This is a genomic window from Sphingomonas swuensis (genome assembly GCF_039538045.1).
GTDB lineage: Bacteria > Pseudomonadota > Alphaproteobacteria > Sphingomonadales > Sphingomonadaceae > Sphingomicrobium > Sphingomicrobium swuense.
In genome coordinates this window covers 543,656-566,235 of sequence record NZ_BAABBQ010000001.1, presented here as the reverse complement: position 1 = coordinate 566,235, position 22,580 = coordinate 543,656, and the positions used below count along the sequence as shown (strand labels likewise).

At 68.5% G+C, this 22,580-nt stretch carries 22 protein-coding genes; 10 read left to right on the top strand and 12 right to left on the bottom strand.

All coding sequences use genetic code 11. The features are described from left to right. Nucleotides 1–5 precede the first annotated feature (5 nt). The 6 genes from ABD727_RS02875 to ABD727_RS02850 form a co-directional block, all read right to left on the bottom strand. The gene (locus ABD727_RS02875; protein WP_344705880.1) at nt 6–1,718 is read right to left on the bottom strand and encodes a peptidoglycan D,D-transpeptidase FtsI family protein; all 1,713 of its coding nucleotides are present in this window, start codon (nt 1,716–1,718) and stop codon (nt 6–8) included. After that, on the bottom strand, nt 1,718–2,380 hold the full coding sequence (locus tag ABD727_RS02870; RefSeq protein WP_344705879.1) for a hypothetical protein: 663 nt from the start codon (nt 2,378–2,380) through the stop codon (nt 1,718–1,720). The genes ABD727_RS02875 and ABD727_RS02870 overlap by 1 nt, the downstream gene beginning before the upstream one ends. A gap of 2 nt (nt 2,381–2,382) precedes the next feature. Continuing rightward, nucleotides 2,383–3,348, bottom strand: a complete 966-nt coding sequence (gene rsmH, locus ABD727_RS02865; protein WP_344705878.1) for a 16S rRNA (cytosine(1402)-N(4))-methyltransferase RsmH — start codon at nt 3,346–3,348, stop codon at nt 2,383–2,385. Then, nucleotides 3,345–3,800: a division/cell wall cluster transcriptional repressor MraZ gene (locus ABD727_RS02860; RefSeq protein WP_344705877.1), complete on the bottom strand. Its 456-nt coding sequence runs from the start codon at nt 3,798–3,800 to the stop codon at nt 3,345–3,347. The genes rsmH and ABD727_RS02860 overlap by 4 nt, the downstream gene beginning before the upstream one ends. Before the next feature lie 352 nt (nt 3,801–4,152). Continuing rightward, on the bottom strand, nt 4,153–4,830 hold the full coding sequence (locus tag ABD727_RS02855) for a DUF4350 domain-containing protein (protein ID WP_344705876.1): 678 nt from the start codon (nt 4,828–4,830) through the stop codon (nt 4,153–4,155). Then, the gene (locus tag ABD727_RS02850; protein WP_344705875.1) at nt 4,830–5,069 is read right to left on the bottom strand and encodes a hypothetical protein; all 240 of its coding nucleotides are present in this window, start codon (nt 5,067–5,069) and stop codon (nt 4,830–4,832) included. Before ABD727_RS02850 ends, ABD727_RS02855 begins: the two co-directional genes overlap by 1 nt. A 97-nt stretch (nt 5,070–5,166) precedes the next feature. On the opposite strand from ABD727_RS02850, the gene ABD727_RS02845 reads away from it, so the two are divergent. Beyond that, nucleotides 5,167–5,571, top strand: a complete 405-nt coding sequence (locus ABD727_RS02845) for a hypothetical protein (protein WP_344705874.1) — start codon at nt 5,167–5,169, stop codon at nt 5,569–5,571. A gap of 84 nt (nt 5,572–5,655) precedes the next feature. After that, entirely contained in the window at nt 5,656–7,938 is a 2,283-nt protein-coding gene (purL, locus tag ABD727_RS02840) for a phosphoribosylformylglycinamidine synthase subunit PurL (protein WP_344705873.1), read from the top strand. Nucleotides 7,939–8,018: 80 nt separating this feature from the next. On the opposite strand, the gene ABD727_RS02835 is transcribed toward purL, so the two are convergent. Continuing rightward, nucleotides 8,019–9,965: a response regulator gene (locus ABD727_RS02835; RefSeq protein WP_344705872.1), complete on the bottom strand. Its 1,947-nt coding sequence runs from the start codon at nt 9,963–9,965 to the stop codon at nt 8,019–8,021. A gap of 73 nt (nt 9,966–10,038) precedes the next feature. Between ABD727_RS02835 and ABD727_RS02830 the strand changes: the two genes are divergently transcribed. Continuing rightward, nucleotides 10,039–11,229, top strand: coding sequence for a chymotrypsin family serine protease (locus ABD727_RS02830; RefSeq protein ID WP_344705871.1), 1,191 nt, complete (start codon nt 10,039–10,041; stop codon nt 11,227–11,229). Here the strand turns inward: ABD727_RS02830 and spt are convergent. Both spt and ABD727_RS02820 read right to left on the bottom strand, forming a co-directional pair. Continuing rightward, a complete protein-coding gene (spt, locus tag ABD727_RS02825; protein ID WP_344708009.1) occupies nt 11,222–12,460 on the bottom strand; it encodes a serine palmitoyltransferase in 1,239 nt (412 codons plus the stop codon). The two genes, ABD727_RS02830 and spt, sit on opposite strands and share 8 nt — an antisense overlap. A gap of 17 nt (nt 12,461–12,477) precedes the next feature. Beyond that, entirely contained in the window at nt 12,478–12,726 is a 249-nt protein-coding gene (locus tag ABD727_RS02820; RefSeq protein WP_344705870.1) for an acyl carrier protein, read from the bottom strand. An 81-nt stretch (nt 12,727–12,807) separates the two neighbouring features. Between ABD727_RS02820 and ABD727_RS02815 the strand changes: the two genes are divergently transcribed. Next, complete coding sequence (locus tag ABD727_RS02815; protein WP_344705869.1) at nt 12,808–13,194, top strand: PaaI family thioesterase; 387 nt, start codon at nt 12,808–12,810, stop codon at nt 13,192–13,194. On the opposite strand, the gene ABD727_RS02810 is transcribed toward ABD727_RS02815, so the two are convergent. Continuing rightward, on the bottom strand, nt 13,191–14,087 hold the full coding sequence (locus ABD727_RS02810; protein ID WP_344705868.1) for a hypothetical protein: 897 nt from the start codon (nt 14,085–14,087) through the stop codon (nt 13,191–13,193). The two genes, ABD727_RS02815 and ABD727_RS02810, sit on opposite strands and share 4 nt — an antisense overlap. Further along, nucleotides 14,068–15,039, bottom strand: a complete 972-nt coding sequence (locus tag ABD727_RS02805) for a diacylglycerol/lipid kinase family protein (protein ID WP_344705867.1) — start codon at nt 15,037–15,039, stop codon at nt 14,068–14,070. The genes ABD727_RS02810 and ABD727_RS02805 overlap by 20 nt, the downstream gene beginning before the upstream one ends. A 251-nt stretch (nt 15,040–15,290) precedes the next feature. Here ABD727_RS02805 and lptF point away from each other — a divergent pair, with 251 nt between their 5' ends. The 6 genes from lptF (at nt 15,291) to ABD727_RS02775 (ending at nt 21,566) form a co-directional block, all read left to right on the top strand. Continuing rightward, nucleotides 15,291–16,496, top strand: coding sequence for an LPS export ABC transporter permease LptF (gene lptF / locus ABD727_RS02800; RefSeq protein WP_344705866.1), 1,206 nt, complete (start codon nt 15,291–15,293; stop codon nt 16,494–16,496). Further along, complete coding sequence (gene lptG / locus ABD727_RS02795) at nt 16,493–17,590, top strand: LPS export ABC transporter permease LptG (RefSeq protein WP_344705865.1); 1,098 nt, start codon at nt 16,493–16,495, stop codon at nt 17,588–17,590. Before lptF ends, lptG begins: the two co-directional genes overlap by 4 nt. Then, complete coding sequence (locus ABD727_RS02790; protein WP_344705864.1) at nt 17,590–18,258, top strand: thioredoxin domain-containing protein; 669 nt, start codon at nt 17,590–17,592, stop codon at nt 18,256–18,258. Before lptG ends, ABD727_RS02790 begins: the two co-directional genes overlap by 1 nt. Before the next feature lie 150 nt (nt 18,259–18,408). Next, on the top strand, nt 18,409–19,140 hold the full coding sequence (locus ABD727_RS02785; protein WP_344708008.1) for a sterol desaturase family protein: 732 nt from the start codon (nt 18,409–18,411) through the stop codon (nt 19,138–19,140). Between the two features lie 148 nt (nt 19,141–19,288). Then, a complete protein-coding gene (gene ubiA / locus ABD727_RS02780) occupies nt 19,289–20,203 on the top strand; it encodes a 4-hydroxybenzoate octaprenyltransferase (protein ID WP_344705863.1) in 915 nt (304 codons plus the stop codon). 16 nt (nt 20,204–20,219) lie between these two features. Beyond that, a complete protein-coding gene (locus ABD727_RS02775; RefSeq protein WP_344705862.1) occupies nt 20,220–21,566 on the top strand; it encodes a TldD/PmbA family protein in 1,347 nt (448 codons plus the stop codon). Here ABD727_RS02775 and ABD727_RS02770 read toward each other — a convergent pair. Further along, nucleotides 21,563–22,507, bottom strand: a complete 945-nt coding sequence (locus ABD727_RS02770) for an Mrp/NBP35 family ATP-binding protein (RefSeq protein ID WP_344705861.1) — start codon at nt 22,505–22,507, stop codon at nt 21,563–21,565. The genes ABD727_RS02775 and ABD727_RS02770 overlap by 4 nt on opposite strands. Nucleotides 22,508–22,580: the final 73 nt, after the last annotated feature.

Sequence of the window (22,580 nt, the reverse complement as noted above, 5' to 3'; positions counted from 1 at the left end):
CGGGTCTACTTCTCTTCGCGAACGAAGGGCATCACCTCGCCCATATTGGCATCACGCTTGAGGTCGGGCCGGACGCCGAGCATCGGCGCGATCCTCGCCACCACCTTGCCGAAAGTCGGGGCCGCGTTCCAGCCGGCGGTGCGCCAGCCATAGGTGTCGGCCGTGGCCTTGGGTTCGTCGAGCATCACGACCATCGCATAGCGGGGCTCGTCCATCGGGAAAACGCCCGCGAAGGAGGTGATGTTCACCGTCTTGGAATAGCGCCCGCCGATGATTTTCTCGGCGGTGCCGGTCTTGCCGCCGACCCGATAGCCGACCGCGTCGGCCTTCTTGCCGGTGCCCTTGGTCACGACCAGCCGGAGCAGCGCCCGCATCTTGTAGCTGGTGTCCTCGCTGAACACGCGCCGCCCCTTGGCGACCGGGTGGCCCTTGCCGACCTTGAGCAGCGTCGCAGGCCGATAGATGCCGCCGTTGTAGAGCGTCGCATAGCCGAGCGCGAGGTGGAGCGGAGTGACCGCGATCGCGTGGCCGAAGCCGACGGTCATGGTGGTCGACAGGTCCCAATTCTGCTTCGGGATGGTCTGCGCCTTGGCCCGCTCGCGAAGCTCGACCTCGACCGTGTCGAGGAACCCCATGCCCTTGAGGAAGTGGCGCTGGCGCTCGGTCCCGACCTGACCGGCGATCTGCGCGGTCCCGATGTTCGAGCTTTCCATCATGATCTCGGCGACCGAGCAGGGCCGGCCGAAGGGATGGGTGTCGGTGACCACCCGCCCGTTGGGGCGCATGAACTTGTCGTAGCAGGGATAGATCTGGCCCATCGACTTCACGTCGCCGGTGTCGAGCGCCATGGCGACGGTGAACGGCTTGAAGGTCGAGCCCAATTCGAAGGTACCGAAGGTGGCGCGGTTGAACTGCGCTTCGGGATCCATGTTGCCCGCGATGTTGGGATTGAGCTGCGGCAGGCTGGTCATCGCCAGCACCTCGCCGGTGTGGATGTCGAGCAGCACGCCCGCCGCGCCCAGTGCGCTGAATTGCGCCTTGGCGTTCAGCAGCTCATGCTCGAGCGCCTGCTGGACCCGGCTGTTGATCGACAGGGTCAGCGGCTCGCCGCGGGTGCCGGAGTCGGACAGATACTCGTCGAAGGCCCGCTCCATCCCGGCGGCGCCGTGGCCGTCGATGTTGGTGAAGCCGAGCACGTGGGCGGCAAGGTCGGTCTGCGGGTAAAGGCGATCGGGCTCGCGGCTGAGCGCAATGCCCGGTTCGCCCAGTGCGTTCAGCGCCTGCACCAGCCGCGGCGCGGCGCGGCGGCGGAGGTAGATGAACTTCTTGGGGCTGTTGATCTCGGCAAGCCAAGCCGCGGCCGACTTCTCGGGCATCAGCCGGGCGAGCTGGGCGGCCAGCGCGCCCTTGTCGCCGATCACCTTCGAGGGCTGCAGCGCGACGGTCCAGCTGTCGATCGTGCGGGCCAGCGGATGGCCGTCGCGATCGACGATGTCGCCGCGCGCGGGAAGCAGCGTCGAGGGGCCGCCCTGCCGGCCCGCGTGATCGCCGAACAGGCCGAGCCAGGTCAGCCGCAGCAGGACCACCCCGACCACCAGCGAGAAGACCAGCATGCCGACCATCAGCCGCTGGTGCATGATGGCGAGGAACTGGCGCCGTTGTCCGACCAGTCGAAGCCGCTCGGGCCGGGCGACGAGAGCGGGGGTCGGAGCGTTCATTACCGGGCTTTGGCGTCCTTGGACTTGGCTGGATCGGGTTTCTTCTTGGAGGGCGGCGGCTGGTCAGCGGCGGCGATCTTGGCGGCCACCTTCTTGTCCCTCGACGGCGTCGGCGCCGCCTTCTGCTTATCGCTCGGCTTGTCGGCAGCCGCTGTAACAGCCTTGGCCGCGACCTTCACCGGCTTCGCCGTCTCATCCTTCGGCTTATCCACAGTTTTTTCGCTCGCCTCGGGCGGGAGGTCGCGCTTGAGGCTGGCGACCTGCATGAGGTCGCGCGCGGTCTGGCCCGAGCCGCCCTGCGGGGCCGGTCGAACCGCAACATCGGGATCAGGCGCGGACGCCAGGACCACCGGTGCCGCCGGATCGATCGTCTTCTTGGGCGCGGTCAGCGTCGCCAGCTGGAAGCCGCCCTCGAGGAACTGCTGCGCCTGCGGCGCCGACAGCGCCAGCACCTTCACGTTCCAGCTTTCGAGCTGCTCGAGCCGGCCGCGGGTGCCGATCTCGGTCTGGAGCACGCGGATGTCGCGCTGGGCGAGGACGATGCGATTCTCGACATCTTCCAGCACGGCGCGCTCGGACGCGACCTTGAGATTGACCATGTAGCAGCCGAGCGCCGTCCCGGCGACGGCGGCGACCCAGCCTACTTCGCGAAAGCCGCGCATCATCATGCTGCCTTTCTGGGGATTGCGGGGGCGTCGGTCCGGATGGCCGTGCGCAGGCGGGCGGAACGGGCCCGCGGATTGTCCTTCAGTTCGGCCTCGCTCGGGGCGACCGGCTTGGCGACCTGACGAAATGTTGGGGCCGGCCCGTCAGCCACCGCGGGACGGTGGCGAGAGCCGGCCGGCGCGGCCCCACTCCGCACCTTGAGGAACTGCTTGACGATCCGGTCCTCGAGGCTGTGGAAGGTCACCACCGCGAGACGGCCGCCTTCACGCAGGCTGCGCTCGGCCGCCTCGAGCCCCGCCTCGAGCTCCTCGAGCTCGGCATTCACGTGGATCCGGATCGCCTGGAAGGTGCGGGTCGCCGGGTCGGTCTTCATCCCCGCATGCCAGCCGAGCACCTTGCGGCAGACCGCCGACAGCTCGGAAGTGCGGGTCAGCGGACGCGCCGCGACGATCGCCCGGGCCAGGCCGCGCGCCTTCGGCTCGTCGCCATAGGTGCGGATGACGCGCGCAATCTCGGCCTCGTCGGCGGTGTTGAGGAAGTCGGCGGCGGTCGGGCCTTCCTGGCTCATCCGCATGTCGAGCGGGCCGTCATCGCGGAAGGAGAAGCCGCGCTCGCGCTGGTCGAGCTGCATCGAGCTGACGCCGATGTCGAGGGTGATCCCGTCGACCGGAGCGGCGCCCATCTCGGCGAGCACCTCGCCCATGGCGGAAAAGCGTTCGTGGACGAGCGTCAGGCGCGAGTCCGGGACGAGTGACGGCCCCGTGGCGATCGCGTCAGGGTCGCGATCAAAGGCAATCACTCGTCCCGCCCCCGCCCCGAGCATGGCGCGCGTATAGCCGCCAGCCCCGAACGTGCCGTCGACATGGACTTCACCCGGGACAATGGCGAGGCCTGCGACGACTTCATCCACCAGCACCGGCTTGTGTGCGGGGGCACCAGAAACGGAGGAGGGATTCCCGCTCACGCGAGCCCCCGTTCTTCAAGCCGGTAACGGCAGACATCCTTGAGGTCCTCGGGGATGCGGTCATCCTCGAGGAGCGTGGTCGGGTTCCAGATCTGGAATGTCTCGCCGACGCCCAGGAACAGGGCATGCTCGGCGATCCCGCCCTTGCGACGCATCATGGTCGGAAGAAGGATCCGGCCGGTGCTGTCGTAGGGCACTTCCTCGCTGATCGCGAAGGCCATGAGATTGCTCTGCTGGTAGGCGAGCTGGGCATCGGCCTGCTGCTCGTTCTTCTCCAGCAGCCGCTCGATCTTCTGGTGCTTCAGCGCGGCATAGGCGGGGTCGTAGGCGCTGAGGCAGGGAAAGGTCTCGTGCTTGGCGAGAACGATGGTGCGGGCATCGCCGCGGCGCTCGATCACGGTGCGCAGGAAGGCGGGCACGGAGACGCGGCCTTTCGCGTCGACCCCGTTCAAGGCACTGCCCTGAAACAGATGCTCCAATGCCACCGCAACAACTCCCCAGCGCGGTGGACAGACCTCACCCGTTCGCCGGAACGCGGGGTGACCGCCTCCGACGCTGGCCCAACAGTGATGGGATCAGCCCCGTGCTACGACTTGTGTGTAACGCGGGAGGCCATGGGACTCAATGGGATATCGTGGGAAATGATGGGCTGATCTGGTTTTTGCCGGTTTTCTGCGGCTTCGATGCACCACATCCACCCAGATGTTCACTCCACGTTCTTGCCCTGAAGCTTGTGGATAAGTCTGTGAACTGTGGATAGCCAGCGAATCTCCACGCAAACCCACGGCCACCCACGGCCAAGGATTAGCGCGCGACCTCGCCGACGAGGGAAACCAGCGCTGCAAGGTCGTCGAGGTCATCGGACATGGCGAAATCGGCGTCGCCCACCACGATCACCCGCCCGAGGCCGATGGTGCAGCGCGCGAGCGCCTGCGTCGCGGTGCATTCGCGCCCCGTGGCGGCAAGCGCACCGATCCCGGCCTGGCCGGTGAGTTCGCGGCCCTTGCCGAGCCTGAGAGTCGTCGCACCCTCCTCGCCCGCCTCGAGCAGGCGCAGGGTCAGGCCCCAGTGCCGCAGCAGCCCGGTATCGGGGAAGCTGTAGGGCGGGCGGAAGCGGTCGCCGAGCGGCCGGCTGCTTTCCCACCGCAATGCCGGATCGGCGAGGAGGACGAGGCGACCTCCGTCCCGGACCCAGCTGTCGAGCGCCACCAGCCGCTCGGCGGTCAGCGCCTGAGGCTGGATCGCGAGCAGGGTCGCGCCGGGCGCGACCTGCTCCGGCCCGTCGACGGCAGTGACGCGATAATCCTTCTCGAGCGCGGCAAGCAGCGGGCTGCGGGGCTGGTCGAGGGTGAATTGTTCGCCGAACAGGATCGGCAGGCTGGTGAGCAGCGCGAGTTCGGGCCTGGCCGTTCCGGAGGAGCTCGCGGGCGCTTCCTGCCGGCACCCGACCAGCGCAAGTGCGAGCAGCAGCGAAAGGCGCATCAGGGCGTGGGCGGCGCCGGCGTGTTCAGCACCTCATTCTCCGCCCCCTGTCCGGGCGCGACGCCGAGTTCGGCCAATGGCTCGTTCGGTTCCGCCGCCACATTGGCCTGCACGTTCGAGTTCGCCGTATCGTCCCCGCTGCGGATGATCGCGGTGCCGAGAAGCACCATCAGGAAGACGAAGGCGAGCCCGGTCAGCCCGTAGCGGATGCGCTGCATCGCGGTTGCTCCCACCCCCATCCTCTCGAAACTATGGCCTTCGCCGCGTTATGCAAGAGCAGGCATTCCGAAGCCTGCGCCATTGACCGTTCATCCTGCGGACGCGAAAGGGCGCGGCATGACGATTCGCACCACCCTTCTCGCGCTCGGCGCGGTCCTGACCCTCTCCGCCTGCAACAAGGACGATCACACCATCGTCGAGCAGGGTCCCGTCGACCCGATGGCCAACGAACTCGCCGCGGCGCCCAAGGTCGAGCTTCCGCCTTCGATCGCCGCCAGCAAGACCTACCGCTGCGACGGCAACAAGGTCGTCGAGATCGACTGGACCGAGCGCAACGGCAAGCCGGCCGGCGCCAACTATCGCGTCGGCGCCGACACCGTCGCCTCGACCGTCACCATGGCCCCGGCCGAGGGCACCGGCCCCTACACGGGACCTGACGGCAGCAGCATCACCGGCACCAAGGACGCCAGCAGCGTCACCGTGACCGTTCCGGGGCAGAGCGCGATCACCTGCCGCGCCTGACGCCTTACCTCCTCCAACCCTTCGAACCCCGGCCCTCACCGGCCGGGGTTTTTGTTTGTGCGCCGCCCGGCTAAGGGGCGGCGCATGTCCGAGATCAGCCCGCAAGTCGTCGCCGAGCATGGCCTTTCCGCGGAAGAATATGAGCGCATCCTCCATGCGCTCGGGCGAGAGCCCAACCTTACCGAACTGGGCATCTTCTCGGTCATGTGGTCCGAGCATTGCAGCTACAAGAGCTCGCGCATCCACCTGAAGAAGCTGCCGACGACCGCCCCCTGGGTGATCTGCGGACCGGGCGAGAATGCCGGCGTGATCGACATCGGCGATGGCGACGCCGCCATCTTCAAGATGGAGAGCCACAACCACCCCAGCTACATCGAGCCCTACCAGGGCGCGGCGACGGGGGTCGGCGGAATCCTGCGCGACGTCTTCACCATGGGCGCGCGGCCGATCGCCAACATGAACGCGCTCCGCTTCGGCGATCCCAAGCACCCCAAGATGCGTCACCTCATCGCCGGCGTGGTCGCGGGCATCGGCGGCTACGGCAATTGCGTCGGCGTTCCGACCGTCGGGGGCGAGACCAATTTCGACCCCGCCTACAACGGCAACATCCTCGTCAACGCCATGACCGTCGGCGTCGCGAAGACCGACAAGATTTTCTATTCGGCCGCCGCCGGCATCGGCAATCCGGTGGTCTACGTCGGCTCCAAGACCGGCCGCGACGGGATCCACGGCGCGACCATGGCCTCGGCCGACTTCGGCGAAGACAGCGAGGAGAAGCGCCCCACCGTCCAGGTCGGCGATCCCTTCACCGAGAAACTGCTGATCGAGGCCTGCCTCGAACTGATGGCCTCCGATGCGATCGTCGCCATCCAGGACATGGGTGCGGCCGGCCTCACTTCCTCCAGCGTCGAGATGGCCTCGAAGGGCGGCGTGGGCATCCGCCTCGACATGGACCAGGTCCCCTGCCGCGAGAGCGGCATGACCCCCTACGAGATGATGCTCTCGGAGAGCCAGGAGCGCATGCTCATGGTTCTCAAGCCCGGCCGCGAGGCCGAGGCCGAAGCCATCTTCAGGAAGTGGGAGCTCGACTTCGCGGTGATCGGCACCGTCACCGATACCGGCCACATGGAGCTCGTCTGGCAAGGGCGGACCGTCGCCGACATTCCCTTGGGCCCGCTCGCGGACGAAGCGCCGCTCTACGACCGCCCGTCGCTCAGCCGCGAGGAGTATCGGGACTGGGCGCAGGTAAAGCCGCTCGGCGACATCCCGGAGAGCAGCGACATCGCCGGCGACCTCCTCAAGCTGATGGGCTCTCCCGCACTCGCCTCGCGGCGCTGGATCTGGGAGCAGTATGACAGCCAGGTCGGGGGCGACACGATCCAGAAGTCGGGCGGCGACGCGGCGCTGGTCCGGGTCCACGGCACCGACAAGGCGCTCGCCATCACCACCGATTGCACGCCCCGCTATTGCTATGCCGACCCTCATGAAGGCGGGAAGCAGGCGATCGCCGAGGCCTATCGCAACATCTCGGCGGTCGGCGCGACCCCGCTCGCGGTCACCAACTGCCTCAACTTCGCCAATCCGCAGCGGCCCGAGATCATGGCCCAGATCACCGGCTGCCTCGACGGCATGAGCGAGGCCTGCCGGGCGCTCGACTTCCCGATCGTCTCGGGCAACGTCAGCCTCTACAACGAGAGCAAGGCGACCGGCGGCGGAAGCGCCATCCTCCCCACCCCCGCGATCGGCGCGGTCGGACTGATGAAGGACTGGTCGAAGAATGCGACCATCGCCTTCAAGCATGACGGCGACGTGGTCTGCCTGATGGGCGGCACCCGCCGGGATGGATCGGGCCACCTTGGCCAGTCGCTCTGGCTGCGCGAGATCGCCGGCGAGAATGCGGGCGCCCCGCCGCCGGTGGACCTCGACCATGAACTGGTGGTCGGCACCCTCGTTCGAGAGATCGTCGAGCGCCAGATGGTCACCGCGGTCCACGACGTCTCCGACGGCGGGGTCGCCGTCGCGGTGGCCGAGATGGCGCTCGCGGGCGACCGCGGCGCCGAGATCCTGCTGTGGAAGCCGTTCGTCGCCGACGCCTTCGGCGAGGACCAGGGCCTCTACCTCGTCACCGTCCGCGACGATGCCGAGGCGCTTTCCGCGCTCGAGGCACTCGAGGACGCCTGCGAGGAGGCCGGCGTGCCCTGCGCGGTGATCGGCGTGGTCGGCGGCGATTCGCTCAAGTTCGTCGATGTCGAGGAGTGGGAGGCCGATCGCTTCGACGGTCTCTCCGAAGTCGCCCTCGCCGACCTCCGCCGGGCTCACGAAGCCTTCCTGCCCGAACTGATGGGTGCCGACGGCGCGCTGGCCTGACCTTTCTCCTGCACAAGCAGGAGCCCAGTGCCTTCATTGCTCGGGACAAGATGCTCTCCCGCCCACGCAGGGGAGCAGCTTCAGGCTGCCCGTACCTCAGCACGGCCCAGCGCCGCCGCGACGGCATCCTCGAGCGCGCCGACGGTGAACGGCTTCCTCAGCAGCTCGTAACCCTTGAGGTCGTCGCCCTCGCCCTCGCCGACATAGCCGGTGACGAACAGCACGGCGACTTCCGGGAAGCGGCGCTTCAGGTTGCGGATGAGTTCGGGCCCGGTCATCCCGGGCATGATCACGTCGCTGATGACGAGGTCGAACTCGCGCTCCTCGAAGGCGCTCAGCGCTTCTTCGGCATTGGCGCAGGCGACAGGCTGATAGTCGAGATCCTCGAGCGCCTCGACGGTTGCCCCGCGGACGCGGGGGTCGTCCTCGACCAGCAGGATTCGCGCCCCGCTCCGGGCCGACAGGTCTCCCCGTGAGGGTTGGCTCATTGCCGGATGCATCCGCACCTCCGCAGCTTGGGCCTGACCCCTCGGAAGGTACAGGCTGACCACGGTCCCGACGCCTACTGCCGAGTCGATGGCGACCTCGCCGCCCGACTGGCGCGCGAAGCCGAAAATCTGGCTGAGCCCAAGCCCCGTGCCCTTGCCCACTTCCTTGGTGGTGAAGAAGGGCTCGAAGGCGCGGCGCTGGACTTCCTCGGTCATCCCGATGCCGGTGTCGGCTACCGCGATCCGGACATAGTCGCCGGCCGGCAGGCCCGCGACCTCGCCCTCGTGCAGCGCGACGTCGCTGGTGGCGATGGTGATCACCCCCTCGCCGTCCATCGCGTCGCGCCCGTTCACCGCGAGGTTGAGCAGCGCATTCTCGAGCTGGTGCGGATCGACGAAGATCGGCCACTGGCCATTCGCCTGCACCTTGACCGAGATCCGCTCGCCCAGCGTCCGGTCGAGGAGGTCGGTCAGCCCGCTGATCAGCTCGGCCGGCTGGACGGGCGCCGGGAGCAGCGGCTCGGCCCGGGCGAAGCTCAGCAGCCGCCGGGTCAGCGAGGCGGCGCGGGTCGCGCCGTCCATCGCATTGTTAAGATGCTGCATGACCTCGCGTTTGGGCCCGCCGAGCCGACGCCGGGCGAGGTCGATCCCGCCGACCACCACCGCCAGCATGTTGTTGAAGTCGTGCGCGATGCCGCCGGTCAGCTGTCCGACCGCCTCCATCTTCTGGATCTGGCGGAGCTGTGCTTCGGCCGCCTCGCGTTCCTCCGCCTCGGTCAGCAGCGCCTGGTTAGCCGCCGACAGCTCCTGCGTGCGAAGCGCCACCGCATGCTCGAGCGTCTCCGCCTCGCGCCTTGCGATCAGATTCTGGCGGATGCTCTGCACCGCGAGAAAGCCGAGCAGGATCGCCGCTCCGCCAAGCACGACACCGAGCCAGCTCAGATAATCGGTCAGCCGGTCGGCCTGGGCCGAGAAGAATTCGGTTTGCTCCATGCTGTTGCGAAGAACTTCGCGCTCGGACGAGGCGATTTCGCTCAGCTTGGCGCGAAGCGCGGGACCGGGGCCCTCGCGCCCCTTGGACACGATGAAGAAGAGGACGAGCCCGCCTTCTCCCTCTCCATTCGCCGCGGCCCGCGCCGCGGGGGTCAATTGCGCGCCGCGTGCCGTGTACAGCTCGCGCACCTGCCGGACCCGCGAAATCTGCACCGGGTCGTTGCGCACCAACCGTTCAAGCTGGCTGATCTGGGTCCCGGCAAGCCGCCACTCGTTGGCGTAGATCGGGCCGGACACCTGGCGGTCCTCGTCGAGCACGAAGCGCCCGAGCGCCGCTTCCGAGCGCGCCAGCGTCGCGTCGACCGTGCGGACCAGCAGGGTCACGTCATAGGCATGGCGCTCGCGCTCTAGCGCCTGGTCGCGGGCACGGTTGCTCATCGCGACCAACAGCACCATCCCGAGCAGGATGAGTGCCGCAAGTGTCGCCCCTGCCGCCGCTCCCACCCGGCGCCAGTCGAACCCGCTGTCCTCGGGGATCGCCCTCATAATCGGGCAGTCTAGGACTCGACGGAAATTCCTACAACCGCCTGTTCAGATTAGCCCTGCAAAGACAGCCTCGATGCGCCTGCTCGTCCCCTTCCTTGCCCTCCTCGCCGCCGCCCCTGCGCTTGCGGCCGAGCCCGTCCGCCTCACCGCGGAACAGGCGCTGGCGCAGGATGCCGAGCGCTACGCCGCCATCTTCGCAATTCCTCCGGCGGAGGCGCTGACGCGGTTGAAGCAGCAGCAGGCCAGCATTGCGGTCACCGAACGGCTGCGCATCCAGTATCGCGACCAGCTCGCCGCGATCGTCATCGAGCATCGCCCGTCGTGGGGAGTCGTCGTTCGCCTGACCGGGCGCGGGCTTCCCGCCGACCGGGTCGAGACCGAGCAGGGCCTCCCCATCCCGATCCGCTTCGAGAGCGAGCTTCCCTCGACCCGCGCGCTCGCGCTTCGGATCCTCGATGCCGAGCGCGGCGCCCTGCCGCGGCTCGTCCCCGGCTACCGCGGCGCCGGGGTCGACCCGGCCACCGGCGGGCTTCTCGTCATGCAGCGTCCCGGGGCCGATCCTCGCCCGGTCAGTGTCGCCGAGCAGGCGCTCTACGACCGCCTCGGCCTGCCCGTGCGGATCCGCCGACTCGACGCGGTCATGACCAACAGCGCCGCGGTCGGCGGGGGGCGGGTCGAGGGCACCAGCGCCGACGGCCGCCGCTGGCGCTGCACCACCGGCTTCGTCGTCCGCAAGGCCACGGGCGAGCTCGGGGTCACCACCGCGGCGCACTGCCCCGATTCGCTCAGCTGGCGCGGTCCCGACGGCGAGGAAAGGCTGCTGCCGATGGCCGGCGCCTGGGGCAATGCCGAGCATGACGTCCAGGTCCACACCGGGGTCGGCCCGGCCGAAGGCGTCGTCTTCAGCGATGCCGCCAAGCAGAGCGTCCGGCCGATCACCAGCTGGGCGACCCGGCCGATGACCCGCAGTGGGGACTTCCTCTGCCTTCGCGGCGAAAGCAGCGGCTATGCCTGCAATGTCGTCGAGCTGACCGACTTCGCGCCCTCGGGTGACCTCTGCGGCGGGCTGTGCGCCAACAGCTGGGTCACCGTCGCCGGTCCGGAGTGCCGCCGCGGCGACAGCGGCGCGCCCCTGTTTCTCGGAACGATCGCTTATGGCGTGCTCAAGGGCGGCGCCTACCTCCAGGGCGGCACCTGCGCCTTCTCCTACTACCAGAGCGTCGACTATCTGCCCGACGGCTGGCGGGTGGCGACGGTCAGATAACCCCGACCCGCTTGCCCGCGGCCTCGAACATGCCGAGGATCTCGCCAACCTGTTCCTCGCTGTGCAGCGCGCAGAGCGAGCAGCGCAGCAGGGTCATTCCCGCCGGGGTTGCCGGCGGCCGCGCGAGGTTCACGTACAGCCCTTCCTGCAGCAACGCCTCCCACATCGCCGCTCCGCGCTCGAGGTCGGGCATGATCACCGCGATGATCGCCGACTGCGGGGTCTCGGTGCCGAGCGTGAAGCCGAGCTGCTTGAGGCCACCATGCAGCCGCTTGCTGTTCGCCCACAGATGGTCGCGCTTGTCCTTGGCGCCGCGCAACAGGTCGATCGAGGTCGCGGCGGTGGCGACCACGCTTGGCGGAAGGCTCGCGGTGAACACGTAGGGCCGGCACACCAGCCGCAGGATCTCGAACTTGGGGTGGTTGGAGACGCAGAAGCCGCCGACCGTTCCGACCGACTTGGAGAAGGTCCCGATGACGAAGTCGACGTCGTCGAGCACGCCCTGCTCCTCGGCGACCCCGCGGCCATGCTCGCCGATGAAGCCCATCGAATGCGCCTCGTCGACCAGCACCATCGCGCCCGCCGCCTTGGAAACCGCGACCATCTCCTTGAGCGGCGCGGTATCGCCGAGCATCGAATAGACGCCCTCGAGCACGACCAGCTTGCCGGCCTCGGCGGGAAGCCGCTTCAGCCGCTTCTCGAGCGCTTCGACGTCATTGTGGCGGAAGGCGACGATCTGGGCGTTGCCGAGCGCGCAGCCGTCGTAGATCGAGGCATGGCTGTCGATGTCGAGGATGACGTAATCGTCCTTCCCCGCCATCGTCGAGATGATCCCGAGATTGGCCTGGTAGCCGGTCGAGAAGACCATCGCATGGTCCATCCCGTAGAAGCGCTTGAGCGCTTCCTCGCACTCGCGGTGACCCTGGTAGGTGCCGTTGAGCACCCGGCTTCCGGTCGTCCCCGAGCCAAATTCGTCGAGCGCCTTCTTGCCGGCCGCAAGCACCTGCGGGTCGAAGGTCTGGCCCATGTAATTGTAGGTGCCGAGAAGGATCGTCCGCTTGCCGTTGCAGATGGCGACGGTCGGGCTTTCGACCCGCTCCATCACCAGGTTGAACGGGTCGGTGACCCCGGTCGACAGCAGCGCCTCGCGCTGGTCGATGAGCGGCTGGAACTTGTCGAACAGGTCGGGCGCGGTGCCGCGCGGCGCAGGCTTGCCGGCGTCGGCGGTCATCGCGAAGCCAGGATCGGTCACGCCTCGCCCTTCAGTTCGCCGACCGCGTCGATCAGCTGGCCGACCGTCTCGATCTCGGCCGCGCGATTCATGGTAATGATGATGTCGAACTCGTCCTCGACCGCGGCGACGAAGTCCATCACCGTCAGGCTGTCCCATTCGAGATCCTGGGCGAAGCGCGTGTCCTCGCTAACCTCGATGCCCTTCTTGTTGAAGTCGGCCACCAGGCGGTTGATGGCATCCTTGCGTTCGTCGCGGTCGGTCATGGTCTCACTCGCTAAGCCGTGCTGCCCCCAAGCGCAACAAAGGGGCGAAAAGCAGGCACGTCCACGCTATCAGCCATGCCGATGACCGCGCTTCCACCCTACGCCCAGCTGCTCCAGCTCCGCTCCGAGCGTCGCGAGGACGGCGGCCTGCTGTGGACCATGCCCTTCCACGACGACGTGGTCGGCCGCCCCGGCTATCTTCACGGCGGCGCCATCGCCGGGCTGCTCGAGTTCGCTGCTTACGGCCAGCTCGCCTTGGCCACCGAAGGCCGCGAGGTCGTGCTCAAGCCCATCTCGGTGACGGTCGACTATCTCCTCGGCGGCAAGGCTCGCGACACCTTCGCCAGCGCCACCATCGAGCGGCTCGGTGCCCGGATCGCCAATGTCGAGGCCTTCGCCTGGCAGAAGGATCGCGCCAGCCCGATCGCCAGCGCCCGCATCAATTTCCTGCTTGCGCCACGCGCCTAGCGGATCGCGCCGCTCCGGATCAGCCGCGGAAGCAGGGTCACCGCGGTGACCAGCGGGTGCTTCTTCTGCCACGGGCTCAGCCGCAGCTCGGTCCCGGCATGTCGGTTGATCTTCCACGCGATATATTCCGCGCCGCCGGCAAAGGTCGCACTGGCCTTGGCCAGGCGTGCGACCGACAGCAACTTGCCTTCCAGCCGCCGCCGCTTCCACCCGCCCCGGCAACGCCGGCCGACGGAGCGGGCCGCAGCCATCGCCGGACCGAAGAAGCGCAGGTAGCGCTGCGGATCGGCCTCGACCACCGAAGCGCTGCGATCCCCCTTCTCGGCACGGATCTCGACCGAATAGGTGAGTGCGAAGGCGGCCTGCCACAGTTCGAGCGGCGGCCGCGCATTGTCGAGCGAGCAGAGCGCTGCGCTGAGCAGGGTCGGAGCGGCCCGGGCGACCGCGTCGACGGCCCTGTCCGTCGCCTGCTCGTCCGCCGACCACACCAGCCGCGAGGGTTGGGCGAAGCGCGCCCAGACCGACGAGTTGCGGGTCTCGGGACCGTTCAGCCGATGGAAGTCGGCTTCGCTCAGGACCGCATATTTGGCGGCGAGTCCGTCATGCGCGAAGGGGAAGACGTTGGGCGGGATCAGCCGGTTGGCCGTCGCCAGCCATGCCTTGTCATAGGCCGCGCCATAGTCGGACACGATCAGGTAGAAATCGAGCATGCGCCCGTCGAGCTCGGACTCGCGCAGGCAGGAGCCGTAGAAGAGCACTGCCCGCGAGGCCGCGCCATGCTGCTCGGCCACGGCCTTCGCCATCGCAACGACCTTGGGATCGACCGGTTCGGCAAGCTCGGCGCGGACCAGCGCCTTCAGCTCGGCCGCCGGATCAGGCGGCGAGGCGGACAAAGGACAAGGGCTTGGCAGGGGTCAGCCGGATGGGCTGGCCGATCCGCGCCTCGAACATCTCGCCATCGAGGATGACCGAGGAGCGATCGCCCTCGATCGAGATCTCGTCGGCTTCCTCGACATGGACGCCGCTCAGCTTCTTGGCGCCGAGGCGATGGGTGAAGCCGGCGAACAGTCCGCGCACCAGCGAGCTCGACCGGTGGTCGATCGCAAGCAGCTTCAGCCGTCCCTTGCCGGCGGTCCGCACCTCGCTTCCGAGCAGCAGTTTTTCGAGCGTGGTCACCGCCAGCAGCTGGAAGCGCCCACGAAGGGCGCCCAGCCGACGGACCTTGACCTCGATCGGTGACGGGCTCGGCGGGAGGAAACGATTCGTCAGCCCGAAGGTCTGCCGAAGCAGCACAAGCAGCGCGGTCAGCACGTGGCTGACCCCGTTGGGCAGGCCGAGCGGGTAGATCTTGTCGCGGCAGAACAGCATCGAATCGGCGAGGCCGGCGCCGCCGAGGAACATGCCGATCACCGGCTCCTCGCGTCCGTCACTGGTCAGCGCGATCAGTTCGCGCGCGACGAGGTGGTCCGACAGGTCGCCGTCGGCCAGCGTCAGCAGCCGCTGCAGCGCCTCGACCGGATCGCCGACCGCGCCGAGATCGAGCGCGATGAGGTTGGTCTTGCCGTTCGGAAGCACCGCGACCGGAGGCCGCGAATCGCCGAAATGATCGCCGTTGATGAGTTCGGTCAGCGCCGCCTGCACCGTCCCGTCGCCGCCGTTGATCGCCAGCACCTTGGGCCGCACCCGGGCGATGGTCTTGAGCGCCTCGCCAACCTGGTCGGCCTTCTCGACCTCATAGTGGAAGATGTCGGGATGCTCGGCGCAGAAGGCGCGGATGCGCGGCAACTGCGACAGGTTGCCGGTCGAGTTGGGATTGGAGAGGAGCGCGATCCTGGCCTTGCCCATCAGCGCACCCCCTCAAGGTCAGCCCGGCGGCACGCGCCTGCACCGACGGCCGCCGCCGGCACGCGGGGCGCCGGGGTCGTCGTCCGGAACAGGGTGGCAAGCGGTGATCGCATCGGGGAACACTCGTCGGAAGGAGTGGCAAACCCCCATTCTCCGTTCCCGGCGCAGGGCCGCGGAGACGAAGGGCAGAGACGCCAATGTCACGGTTGCACTTGCTTTGCGGCCAAATCATGGTTGAGGGGAACGGCTGCATGTCCCTCATCGACCGCTACATCGCCCGGGCGATCGCCATCCCCCTCCTCGGCACGCTCGTGCTGGCGGCGATGCTGCTCGTCCTCGACAAGATGCTCCGGCTATTCGACTTCGTGATCAATGCCGGCGGTCCGGTCAGCGTGGTGTGGCGAATGCTCGCCAACCTGCTGCCCGAATATTTCGCGCTCGGCATCCCGGTCGGGCTGATGCTCGGAATCCTGCTCGCCTTCCGCAAGCTCGCCACCTCGAGCGAGCTCGATGCGCTGCGCGGGATCGGGGCGGGCTTCGGCCGCCTCCTCCGCGTGCCCTATTATTATTCCTTCGCGCTGCTGCTTCTGAACCTCTTCCTGGTCGGCTGGCTCCAGCCCTGGACCCATTATGGCTATGAGCGGCTGCGCTTCGACCTTCGCTCGGGCGCGCTCGGCGCGAGCCTCAAGGTCGGCGAGTTCAACACGCTCGGCAAGCGCCTGACGATCCGGATCGACCGCAGCGAGAATGGCGGCTCGCAGCTTCACGGACTGTTCGTCCAGGCCGACGACAAGAGCGGCAAGGGCGTGGTCGCGACCGCCTCGCATGGCCGCTTCCTCGCCACCGACGATCCCGACACCATCCTCCTCAGGCTCGAGCGCGGTCGGCTGATCCAGCAGGATCCCAGCTTCACCACCCCGCGCACCCTTGCCTTCGAAAGCTACGACCTGCCGATCAACCTGCCGCGGATCGACAGCTTCCGGGCCCGGGCGCAGGACCAGACCGAGGAGATGACCCTGCCCGAGCTGGTCCATGCCAGCTATGGCGGCGGGATGGTCGGCGAGGCCAATCTCGCGGCCCGCTCCAACCTTCACTTCCGGCTGGTCGAGGTGTGGATGATGCTCCTCCTCCCGCTGCTCGCGGTGGCGCTGGCGGTGCCGCCCAAGCGCTCGAGCTCGAGCCTTGGCATCTTCGTCGGGATCGTGATGGTGGTCGCCTACCACAAGGTCAACCAGTGGGCCGAGGATGCGGGCGCGCAGGGGCGCTTCATCCCCGAGGTGGTGCTGTACCTCCCCTTCCTGATCTTCGCCGGCCTCATCCTGTGGATGTTCCTTACCCTCGCGACCAAGCCCGGCGGGCAGCCGATCGGTGCGCTCGAGCGGGGTGCGGGCAAGGCCTGGGCGTTCATCAAGCGATTGCTTCCCAAACCGCGCCGACGGGTCGCGAAGGCCGCATGATCAACCTCAACTTCTTCCCCTCGCGCCGGCTCGCTACCTACACCGTCTGGCTCTACGTTTCGCGCAGCCTCGCCGTGCTTCTTTCGCTGAGCATGGTGCTGATGATGCACAACCTGCTGTCGGAATCGGGCAAGATCCTCGCCATCCCCGGCAATGGCGAAGCCGAGCTGTGGCGCTACGTCGGTTACCGCTTCCCGCAGCTGATCGCCTTCGCCTTTCCCTTCTCCTTCCTGCTCGGCGCGCTGATCACCTTCACCACGCTCAACCAGAACAGCGAAGTGGTGGCGATGAAGGCGGCGGGCCTCAGTGCCCACCAGTTGCTCGCCCCTTTGGTCGCGGCCAGCATCGGGCTTGCCGCTTTCTCCTTCTTCTTCAACGAATATGTGGTGGTCGACGGAAGCCGCCAGCTCGCCGCCTGGGACGACAACGACTATAAGCCGGTGCCGCCCGACAGCGGCATCCTCAGCAACGTCTGGGTGACCGCGGGCGACGACCTCGTACGGGCCAAGATAGTCACCGGGCGCGGTGCCGGGGTTCGCCTGCGCGACGTCACCATCTACGAGCGGCAGGACATCACCATCCGCCGCATAGTAGAGGCCTCGCAGGCGCGCCCGTTCGAGGGCGGCTGGATCCTCGAGAACGTCCGCACCTACGACAGCCAGATGAACATGATCCTGCGCCGGCCTGCTCTGCGCGCCCTCGAGGGTGTCGAGCCGCCGCGCTTCACCCTCGCCAAGGTCGACCCCGACTCGCAGAACTTCCGCACGCTCCGCCGTAACATCGACGAGATGGAGCGGGCCGGCGTGACCACCGCCACTGCCCGCACCGGACTGTGGCACAAGATCTCGCAGCCGCTCTCGACCATGCTGATGCCGTTGCTCGCCGCGATGGCCGCCTTCGGCCTTGCCCGTTCAGGCAAGGTACTGGTCCGCGCCGTCATCGGCATGGCGCTCGGCTTCGCCTATTTCGTGATCGACAATTTCGCGGTGGCGCTGGGCAATGTCGGTGCCTATCCGCCCGTCCTCGCCGCCTGGGCTCCGTTTCTTCTCTTCCTGCTCATTGGCGAGACGGTGCTGATCCGCTCGGAGGAATGATGCTTCGTTCGCTGCTTGCCCTGTCCCTGCTCGTCCTGCTCGGCGCGGCCGCTCCGCCGAAGGACTGGCGCACGACGGGAGTGGAGAGCGTGGCGGGCTGGACCTTCGGCCGCCCCGGCGCTCCCCTGCTCTCCGAATATGCGAGCTTCGGCTGCCCGCATTGCGCCCTCTTCTCCGAAGGGGCCGGGCCGACGATCAACGCCAGGGTGAAGGCGGGCAAGCTGCGGCTTTCCTGGCGGCCCTTCCTCATCTTCCCGCACGACCGTGCCGCCGCCGTCCTCGCGCGCTGCGTGCCCGCGCCGCGCCGCCTTGCCTTCATCGAAGCGCTGATGGCCGATCAGAAGGGCATCAAGGCGAGGCTTGCCGACGGGCAGCGCAACGATGCGATCCGTCAGCGCCTATACGAGGCCGAATTGCGCGGGCCCGAGGCCGAGGCCGCGGTCATCGCCGACGTCACCGGGCTCGACGATCTCGCGGTCCGGCACGGTCTTTCCGGTGCGAGGGCCTCCACCTGCCTCGCCAGCGCCGCCAATCATTCCTGGGTCACCAATGCCGATCTGACGGCTCGAACCGCCGGAGTCACCAGCACCCCGACCTTCTTCCTCGCCGGCAAGGCTTTTCCCGGCAAGCTCACCCCCGAGGAGCTGGTCGCGGCCCTGCCCCGCTAGCGCCAGGCCCTCGCCGTCCCAATATAGCCGCAATGAAGCACCACAACAGCGACGGCGGATCCGGCACGATCCGAATTCTTCAAGTGAGGCAGTGACGTGAGCAGTTCGGCCCGGCCGGGAATCTGGAAGCGTTCGCATTATCTCGACCGCATGACCCTTCGCCAATTGTGGGTCGCCTATTTCCAGTATCCGGCGATCATCGCCTACATCGCGCTGTCGCTCGCAAGCATTCTGGTGTGGGCCGAATTTCCTGCCAGCCCGGTCCGGACGGCGCTTGCCGCCGGCAGCATCGTCGCCGCTTACCCTCTGGTCTGGTACTGCCTCCATCGCTGGGTGCTGCACAGCAACTGGATGTTCAAGGTGCCTTTCCTCGCCTCGACCTGGAAGCGAATCCACTACGACCACCACCAGGATCCCAACCATCTCGAGGTGCTGTTTGGCGCGCTCCACACCACGCTTCCGACGATCGCCGGGGTCGCGCTTCCGATCGGCTATGCAATCGGCGGCATTGGCGGTGCCGCGGGGGCGCTTGCGGCGGGCCTGCTGACGACCTGCGTCTACGAGTTCGTCCACTGCATCCAGCACCTCGCCTACAAGCCGAAGTCGAAGGTCATCGCCGAGATGAAGAAGCGCCACATGGCGCACCATTTCCACGACGAGCGCGGCAATTACGGGATCACCAGCTACTTCTGGGATCGCGCGCTCGGCACCTTCTACGATCGGCCCGAACGCCCGGCGAAGAGCCCGACCGTCTTCAACCTCGGCTACACCGACGAGGTCGCCCAGCATTATCCGTGGGTGAAGACGCTGTCCGGCGGGATCGTCGCCAGCGGCCACCCCCGCAAGCGCGGCGACAACAGCGAGAAGCGCGAGGCGGCGTGAGCGGACGGAGATCCTCCCTGTCGCGCAGCGACGGGGAGGTGGCAGCGCGACGCGCTGACCGAGGGGCCTTCCGCGATCCCGATCGGCCCCTCCACGACTCGCTTTGCGCGCGGTTTTCCTTCCGACCGCTTCGCGGCAGGAAGGTTCGATGACCGCCTCCGACCTCGTCCCCGACAGCGAACGCCGCGGCCTCATCGCCGCGCTTCCCGCTTCGGCCCGCCCCTATGCCAGCCTGATGCGGATCGACCGCCCGATCGGAACCTGGCTGCTCTACTGGCCCTGCGCGTGGAGCGTCGCGCTGGCTGGCGTTCAGGGACGCTGGGACCTCTTCGCCTGGTTCCTCCTCGGCGCCTTCGCGATGCGCTCGGCGGGCTGCGTCTACAACGACCTCGTCGATCGCGACCTCGACGCCAGGGTCGAGCGCACCCGCCTTCGCCCGCTCGCCAGCGGCCGGGTCTCGCCGCGCTCGGCGTGGCTGCTGGTCGGGCTGCTCTGCGGGCTCGGCCTACTGGTCCTCTTCCAGCTTCCGGCCATCGCGCAGCTGGTCTCGCTCGCCAGCGTCGCACTGGTCGCCGCCTACCCTTTCATGAAGCGGATCACCTGGTGGCCGCAGGCCTGGCTCGGACTGGTCTTCAGCTGGGGAGCATTGGTCGGCTGGCCCGCGGCAACGGGCTCGCTGGCCGCCGCTCCCATCCTGCTCTGGCTCGGAAGCATCTTCTGGGTGATCGGCTACGACACGCTCTACGCGATCCAGGACAAGGAGGACGACGCGCTGGTCGGCGTCCGCTCCTCTGCCCGTCGCCTCGGCCGCCACGCCCAAGCGGGTATCGCGACCTGCTACCTCCTCGCCCTCCTCGGCTGGGGCGCGGCATTGTGGCAGGTTCGTCCCGACCTGCTCGGGCTCGTCGCCCTGCTCCCCGCTGCCGTCCACCTTGCCGGCCAGGCGCTCCGGACCGACCCCGACGACGGCGAGCTCGCGCTTCGCCTGTTCCGCTCCAACCGCTTCACCGGCCTCCTCCTGCTGCTCGGTTTCGCCGCGGTGGGGTTGAGCAGCGCTCCTTAGCCTCTACATCGCGGCCATGCTCACAGAGGAACAAGCCGCCGCGCTCGCCGCCGACCTGGTCTCGGCCGCCACCAGGGCTGGCGCCACCGCCGCCGACGCAATGATCGGGGTCAGCCGCTCGAGCGGCATCTCGATGCGGCTTGGCGAGGTCGAGGACATCGACCGGAGCGAAAGCTTCGAGGTCGGGCTTCGGCTGTTCGTCGGCCAGCGCAGCGCCACCGTCTCGACCGCCAGCCTCGATCGCGCCGACTTTCCGGAGCTTGCCGAGCGCGCCTTCGCCATGGCCGAGCAGGCCCCCGAAGATCCCTATGCCGGCCTCGCCGATCCCGCGCTGATCGGCGACGGGCGTGGCATCGACCTCGACCTGTTCGACCCCGCCGAGCCCGACCTCGCCAGCCTGCGCGCCAGCGCCACTCGCGCCGAGGAAGCCGCACGAGCGGTCACCGGCGTGACCAACAGCAACGGCGGCTCGGCCGGCGCCGGCCAGAGCCTCGTCGCTCTGGCCACCTCGACCGGCTTCGCCCGTGCGCTGCGAAGCAGTCATCACAGCATCTCGGCCAGCGTCGTCGCGGGCGAAGCGGGCGGGCTCCAGCGCGACTATGCGCACCATGGCGCGCGCTTCCTCGCCGACCTCGAGGCGGCCGAGATCGTCGGCCAGCGCGCCGGCGACCGCGCGGTCGCCCGCCTGAACCCGGTCCGGATCGAATCGGGCACCATGCCGGTGCTGTTCGACCCGCGTGTCTCGGCCTCGCTGCTCGGCCACTTCGTCGCCGCCATTACCGGCAGCGCCATCGCCCGCCGGACGAGCTTCCTCCTCGACGCGCTCGACACGCCGGTGTTCGCCAAGGGCGTCACCGTCCGCGACGACCCTCTGCGAGTACGCGGGCTTCGCAGCCGTGCCTTCGACGGCGAGGGCCTGCCCTGCCGTCCGCTCGACCTCATCGCCGACGGTATTCTCACCAGCTGGCTCGCCGACAGCGCCTCCGCCCGCCAGCTCGGCATCCGGCCGACCGGTCACGCCGGACGCGCGGTCGGCGGGAGCCCGGGCGCGGGCCCGTCCAACCTGTTCATGCTCCCCGGCAAGCGAAGCCGCGAGGAGCTGCTCGCAGCGGCCCCGCGCGCGATCCTCGTCACCGAGCTGATCGGACAGGGCGTCAATCCGGTCACCGGCGACTACAGCCGCGGCGCCGCCGGCTTCCTCGTCGAGAATGGCGAGATTGGCCCCGCGGTCGCCGAGATCACCATCGCCGGCAATCTCCGCGACATGCTGCGGACGCTCGAGCCCGCGTCCGATCTCGAGCTTCGCCACGGCATGGATGCCCCGACCCTGCTCGTCCCCGAGATGACGGTGGCGAGCGCCTAAGGGTCGAGCCGGGCGAGCACCGCCTCGGCAAGCATCCGGAAGGCCGCGGCGGCCGGTCCCTCGCCGGCGGCCGGCGGGCGGCCCGCGTCGGACGCCTCGCGCAGGCTTGCCGACAGCGGCAGCCGGCCGAGGAACGGCACGTCGAGCGCGGCCGCCGCCGCTTCCGCCCCTCCGCTCCCGAACGGATCGGAGGTCTCCCCGCAGTTCGGGCACTGGTAGCCGGCCATATTCTCGATCAGCCCGAGGATCGGCACCTCGGTCTTGCGGAACAGGTCGACTGCCCGCCGCGCGTCGATCAGCGCCAGGTCCTGCGGGGTCGAGACGATCACCGCCCCCGCCGGCCGGCTCTTCTGGATCAGCGACAGCTGGACGTCGCCGGTTCCCGGCGGCAGGTCGATGATCAGTATCTCACGGTCCGACCAGTCGCCCTCGACCAATTGGGTCAGCGCGCCGGATGCCATCGGTCCACGCCAGGCAAGCGCGTGGCCGGGGCTGACCAGTTGCCCGACCGACAGCAGCCGGATGCCATGCGCCTCGACCGGGATCAGCTGCTTGTCCTTGGCCTCGGGCCGCTCGCTGGTCCCGAGCAGCGTTGGCTGCGAGGGACCGTAGATGTCGGCGTCGATGATCCCGACCTTCCGGCCGAGCCGCGCCATCGCGATCGCGAGGTTGGCCGAGACCGTCGACTTGCCGACCCCACCCTTGCCCGAACCGACCGCGATCAGCCGCGGCCCCGCCTTGCGGCTGGCGGTCATCGCGACCCGCACTTCGTGGACGTCGGGCTGCGCCAGCGCGACCGCGCGCAGATCCTTCTCGAGCGCCGCGCGCTCGCCTTCCGACAGGCCGGTCGCCTCGACAACCAGGGTCGCCACGCCGTCGACCAGGCGGGACGAGCGGAGCCGCTCGCGGGCGGGACCGAAGATGCTGGGGTCGAGGCTCATGGCCGCTCCCTTGCGACCGTCATGGGTACGGCACAAGGGCGATTGTTCCGCCCCCACTGTTAATCGCGGCGGC

Coding starts and splice junctions, on each gene's coding strand:
- ABD727_RS02875 (WP_344705880.1), bottom strand. CDS start 1,718: ATGAACGCTCCGACCCCCGCTCTCGTCGCCCGGCCCGAGCGGCTTCGA.
- ABD727_RS02870 (WP_344705879.1), bottom strand. CDS start 2,380: ATGCGCGGCTTTCGCGAAGTAGGCTGGGTCGCCGCCGTCGCCGGGACG.
- ABD727_RS02855 (WP_344705876.1), bottom strand. CDS start 4,830: ATGCGCCTTTCGCTGCTGCTCGCACTTGCGCTGGTCGGGTGCCGGCAG.
- ABD727_RS02850 (WP_344705875.1), bottom strand. CDS start 5,069: ATGGGGGTGGGAGCAACCGCGATGCAGCGCATCCGCTACGGGCTGACC.
- ABD727_RS02845 (WP_344705874.1), top strand. CDS start 5,167: ATGACGATTCGCACCACCCTTCTCGCGCTCGGCGCGGTCCTGACCCTC.
- purL (WP_344705873.1), top strand. CDS start 5,656: ATGTCCGAGATCAGCCCGCAAGTCGTCGCCGAGCATGGCCTTTCCGCG.
- ABD727_RS02835 (WP_344705872.1), bottom strand. CDS start 9,965: ATGAGGGCGATCCCCGAGGACAGCGGGTTCGACTGGCGCCGGGTGGGA.
- ABD727_RS02830 (WP_344705871.1), top strand. CDS start 10,039: ATGCGCCTGCTCGTCCCCTTCCTTGCCCTCCTCGCCGCCGCCCCTGCG.
- spt (WP_344708009.1), bottom strand. CDS start 12,460: ATGACCGCCGACGCCGGCAAGCCTGCGCCGCGCGGCACCGCGCCCGAC.
- ABD727_RS02820 (WP_344705870.1), bottom strand. CDS start 12,726: ATGACCGACCGCGACGAACGCAAGGATGCCATCAACCGCCTGGTGGCC.
- ABD727_RS02815 (WP_344705869.1), top strand. CDS start 12,808: ATGACCGCGCTTCCACCCTACGCCCAGCTGCTCCAGCTCCGCTCCGAG.
- ABD727_RS02805 (WP_344705867.1), bottom strand. CDS start 15,039: ATGGGCAAGGCCAGGATCGCGCTCCTCTCCAATCCCAACTCGACCGGC.
- lptF (WP_344705866.1), top strand. CDS start 15,291: ATGTCCCTCATCGACCGCTACATCGCCCGGGCGATCGCCATCCCCCTC.
- lptG (WP_344705865.1), top strand. CDS start 16,493: ATGATCAACCTCAACTTCTTCCCCTCGCGCCGGCTCGCTACCTACACC.
- ABD727_RS02790 (WP_344705864.1), top strand. CDS start 17,590: ATGCTTCGTTCGCTGCTTGCCCTGTCCCTGCTCGTCCTGCTCGGCGCG.
- ABD727_RS02785 (WP_344708008.1), top strand. CDS start 18,409: ATGACCCTTCGCCAATTGTGGGTCGCCTATTTCCAGTATCCGGCGATC.
- ubiA (WP_344705863.1), top strand. CDS start 19,289: ATGACCGCCTCCGACCTCGTCCCCGACAGCGAACGCCGCGGCCTCATC.
- ABD727_RS02775 (WP_344705862.1), top strand. CDS start 20,220: ATGCTCACAGAGGAACAAGCCGCCGCGCTCGCCGCCGACCTGGTCTCG.
- ABD727_RS02770 (WP_344705861.1), bottom strand. CDS start 22,507: ATGAGCCTCGACCCCAGCATCTTCGGTCCCGCCCGCGAGCGGCTCCGC.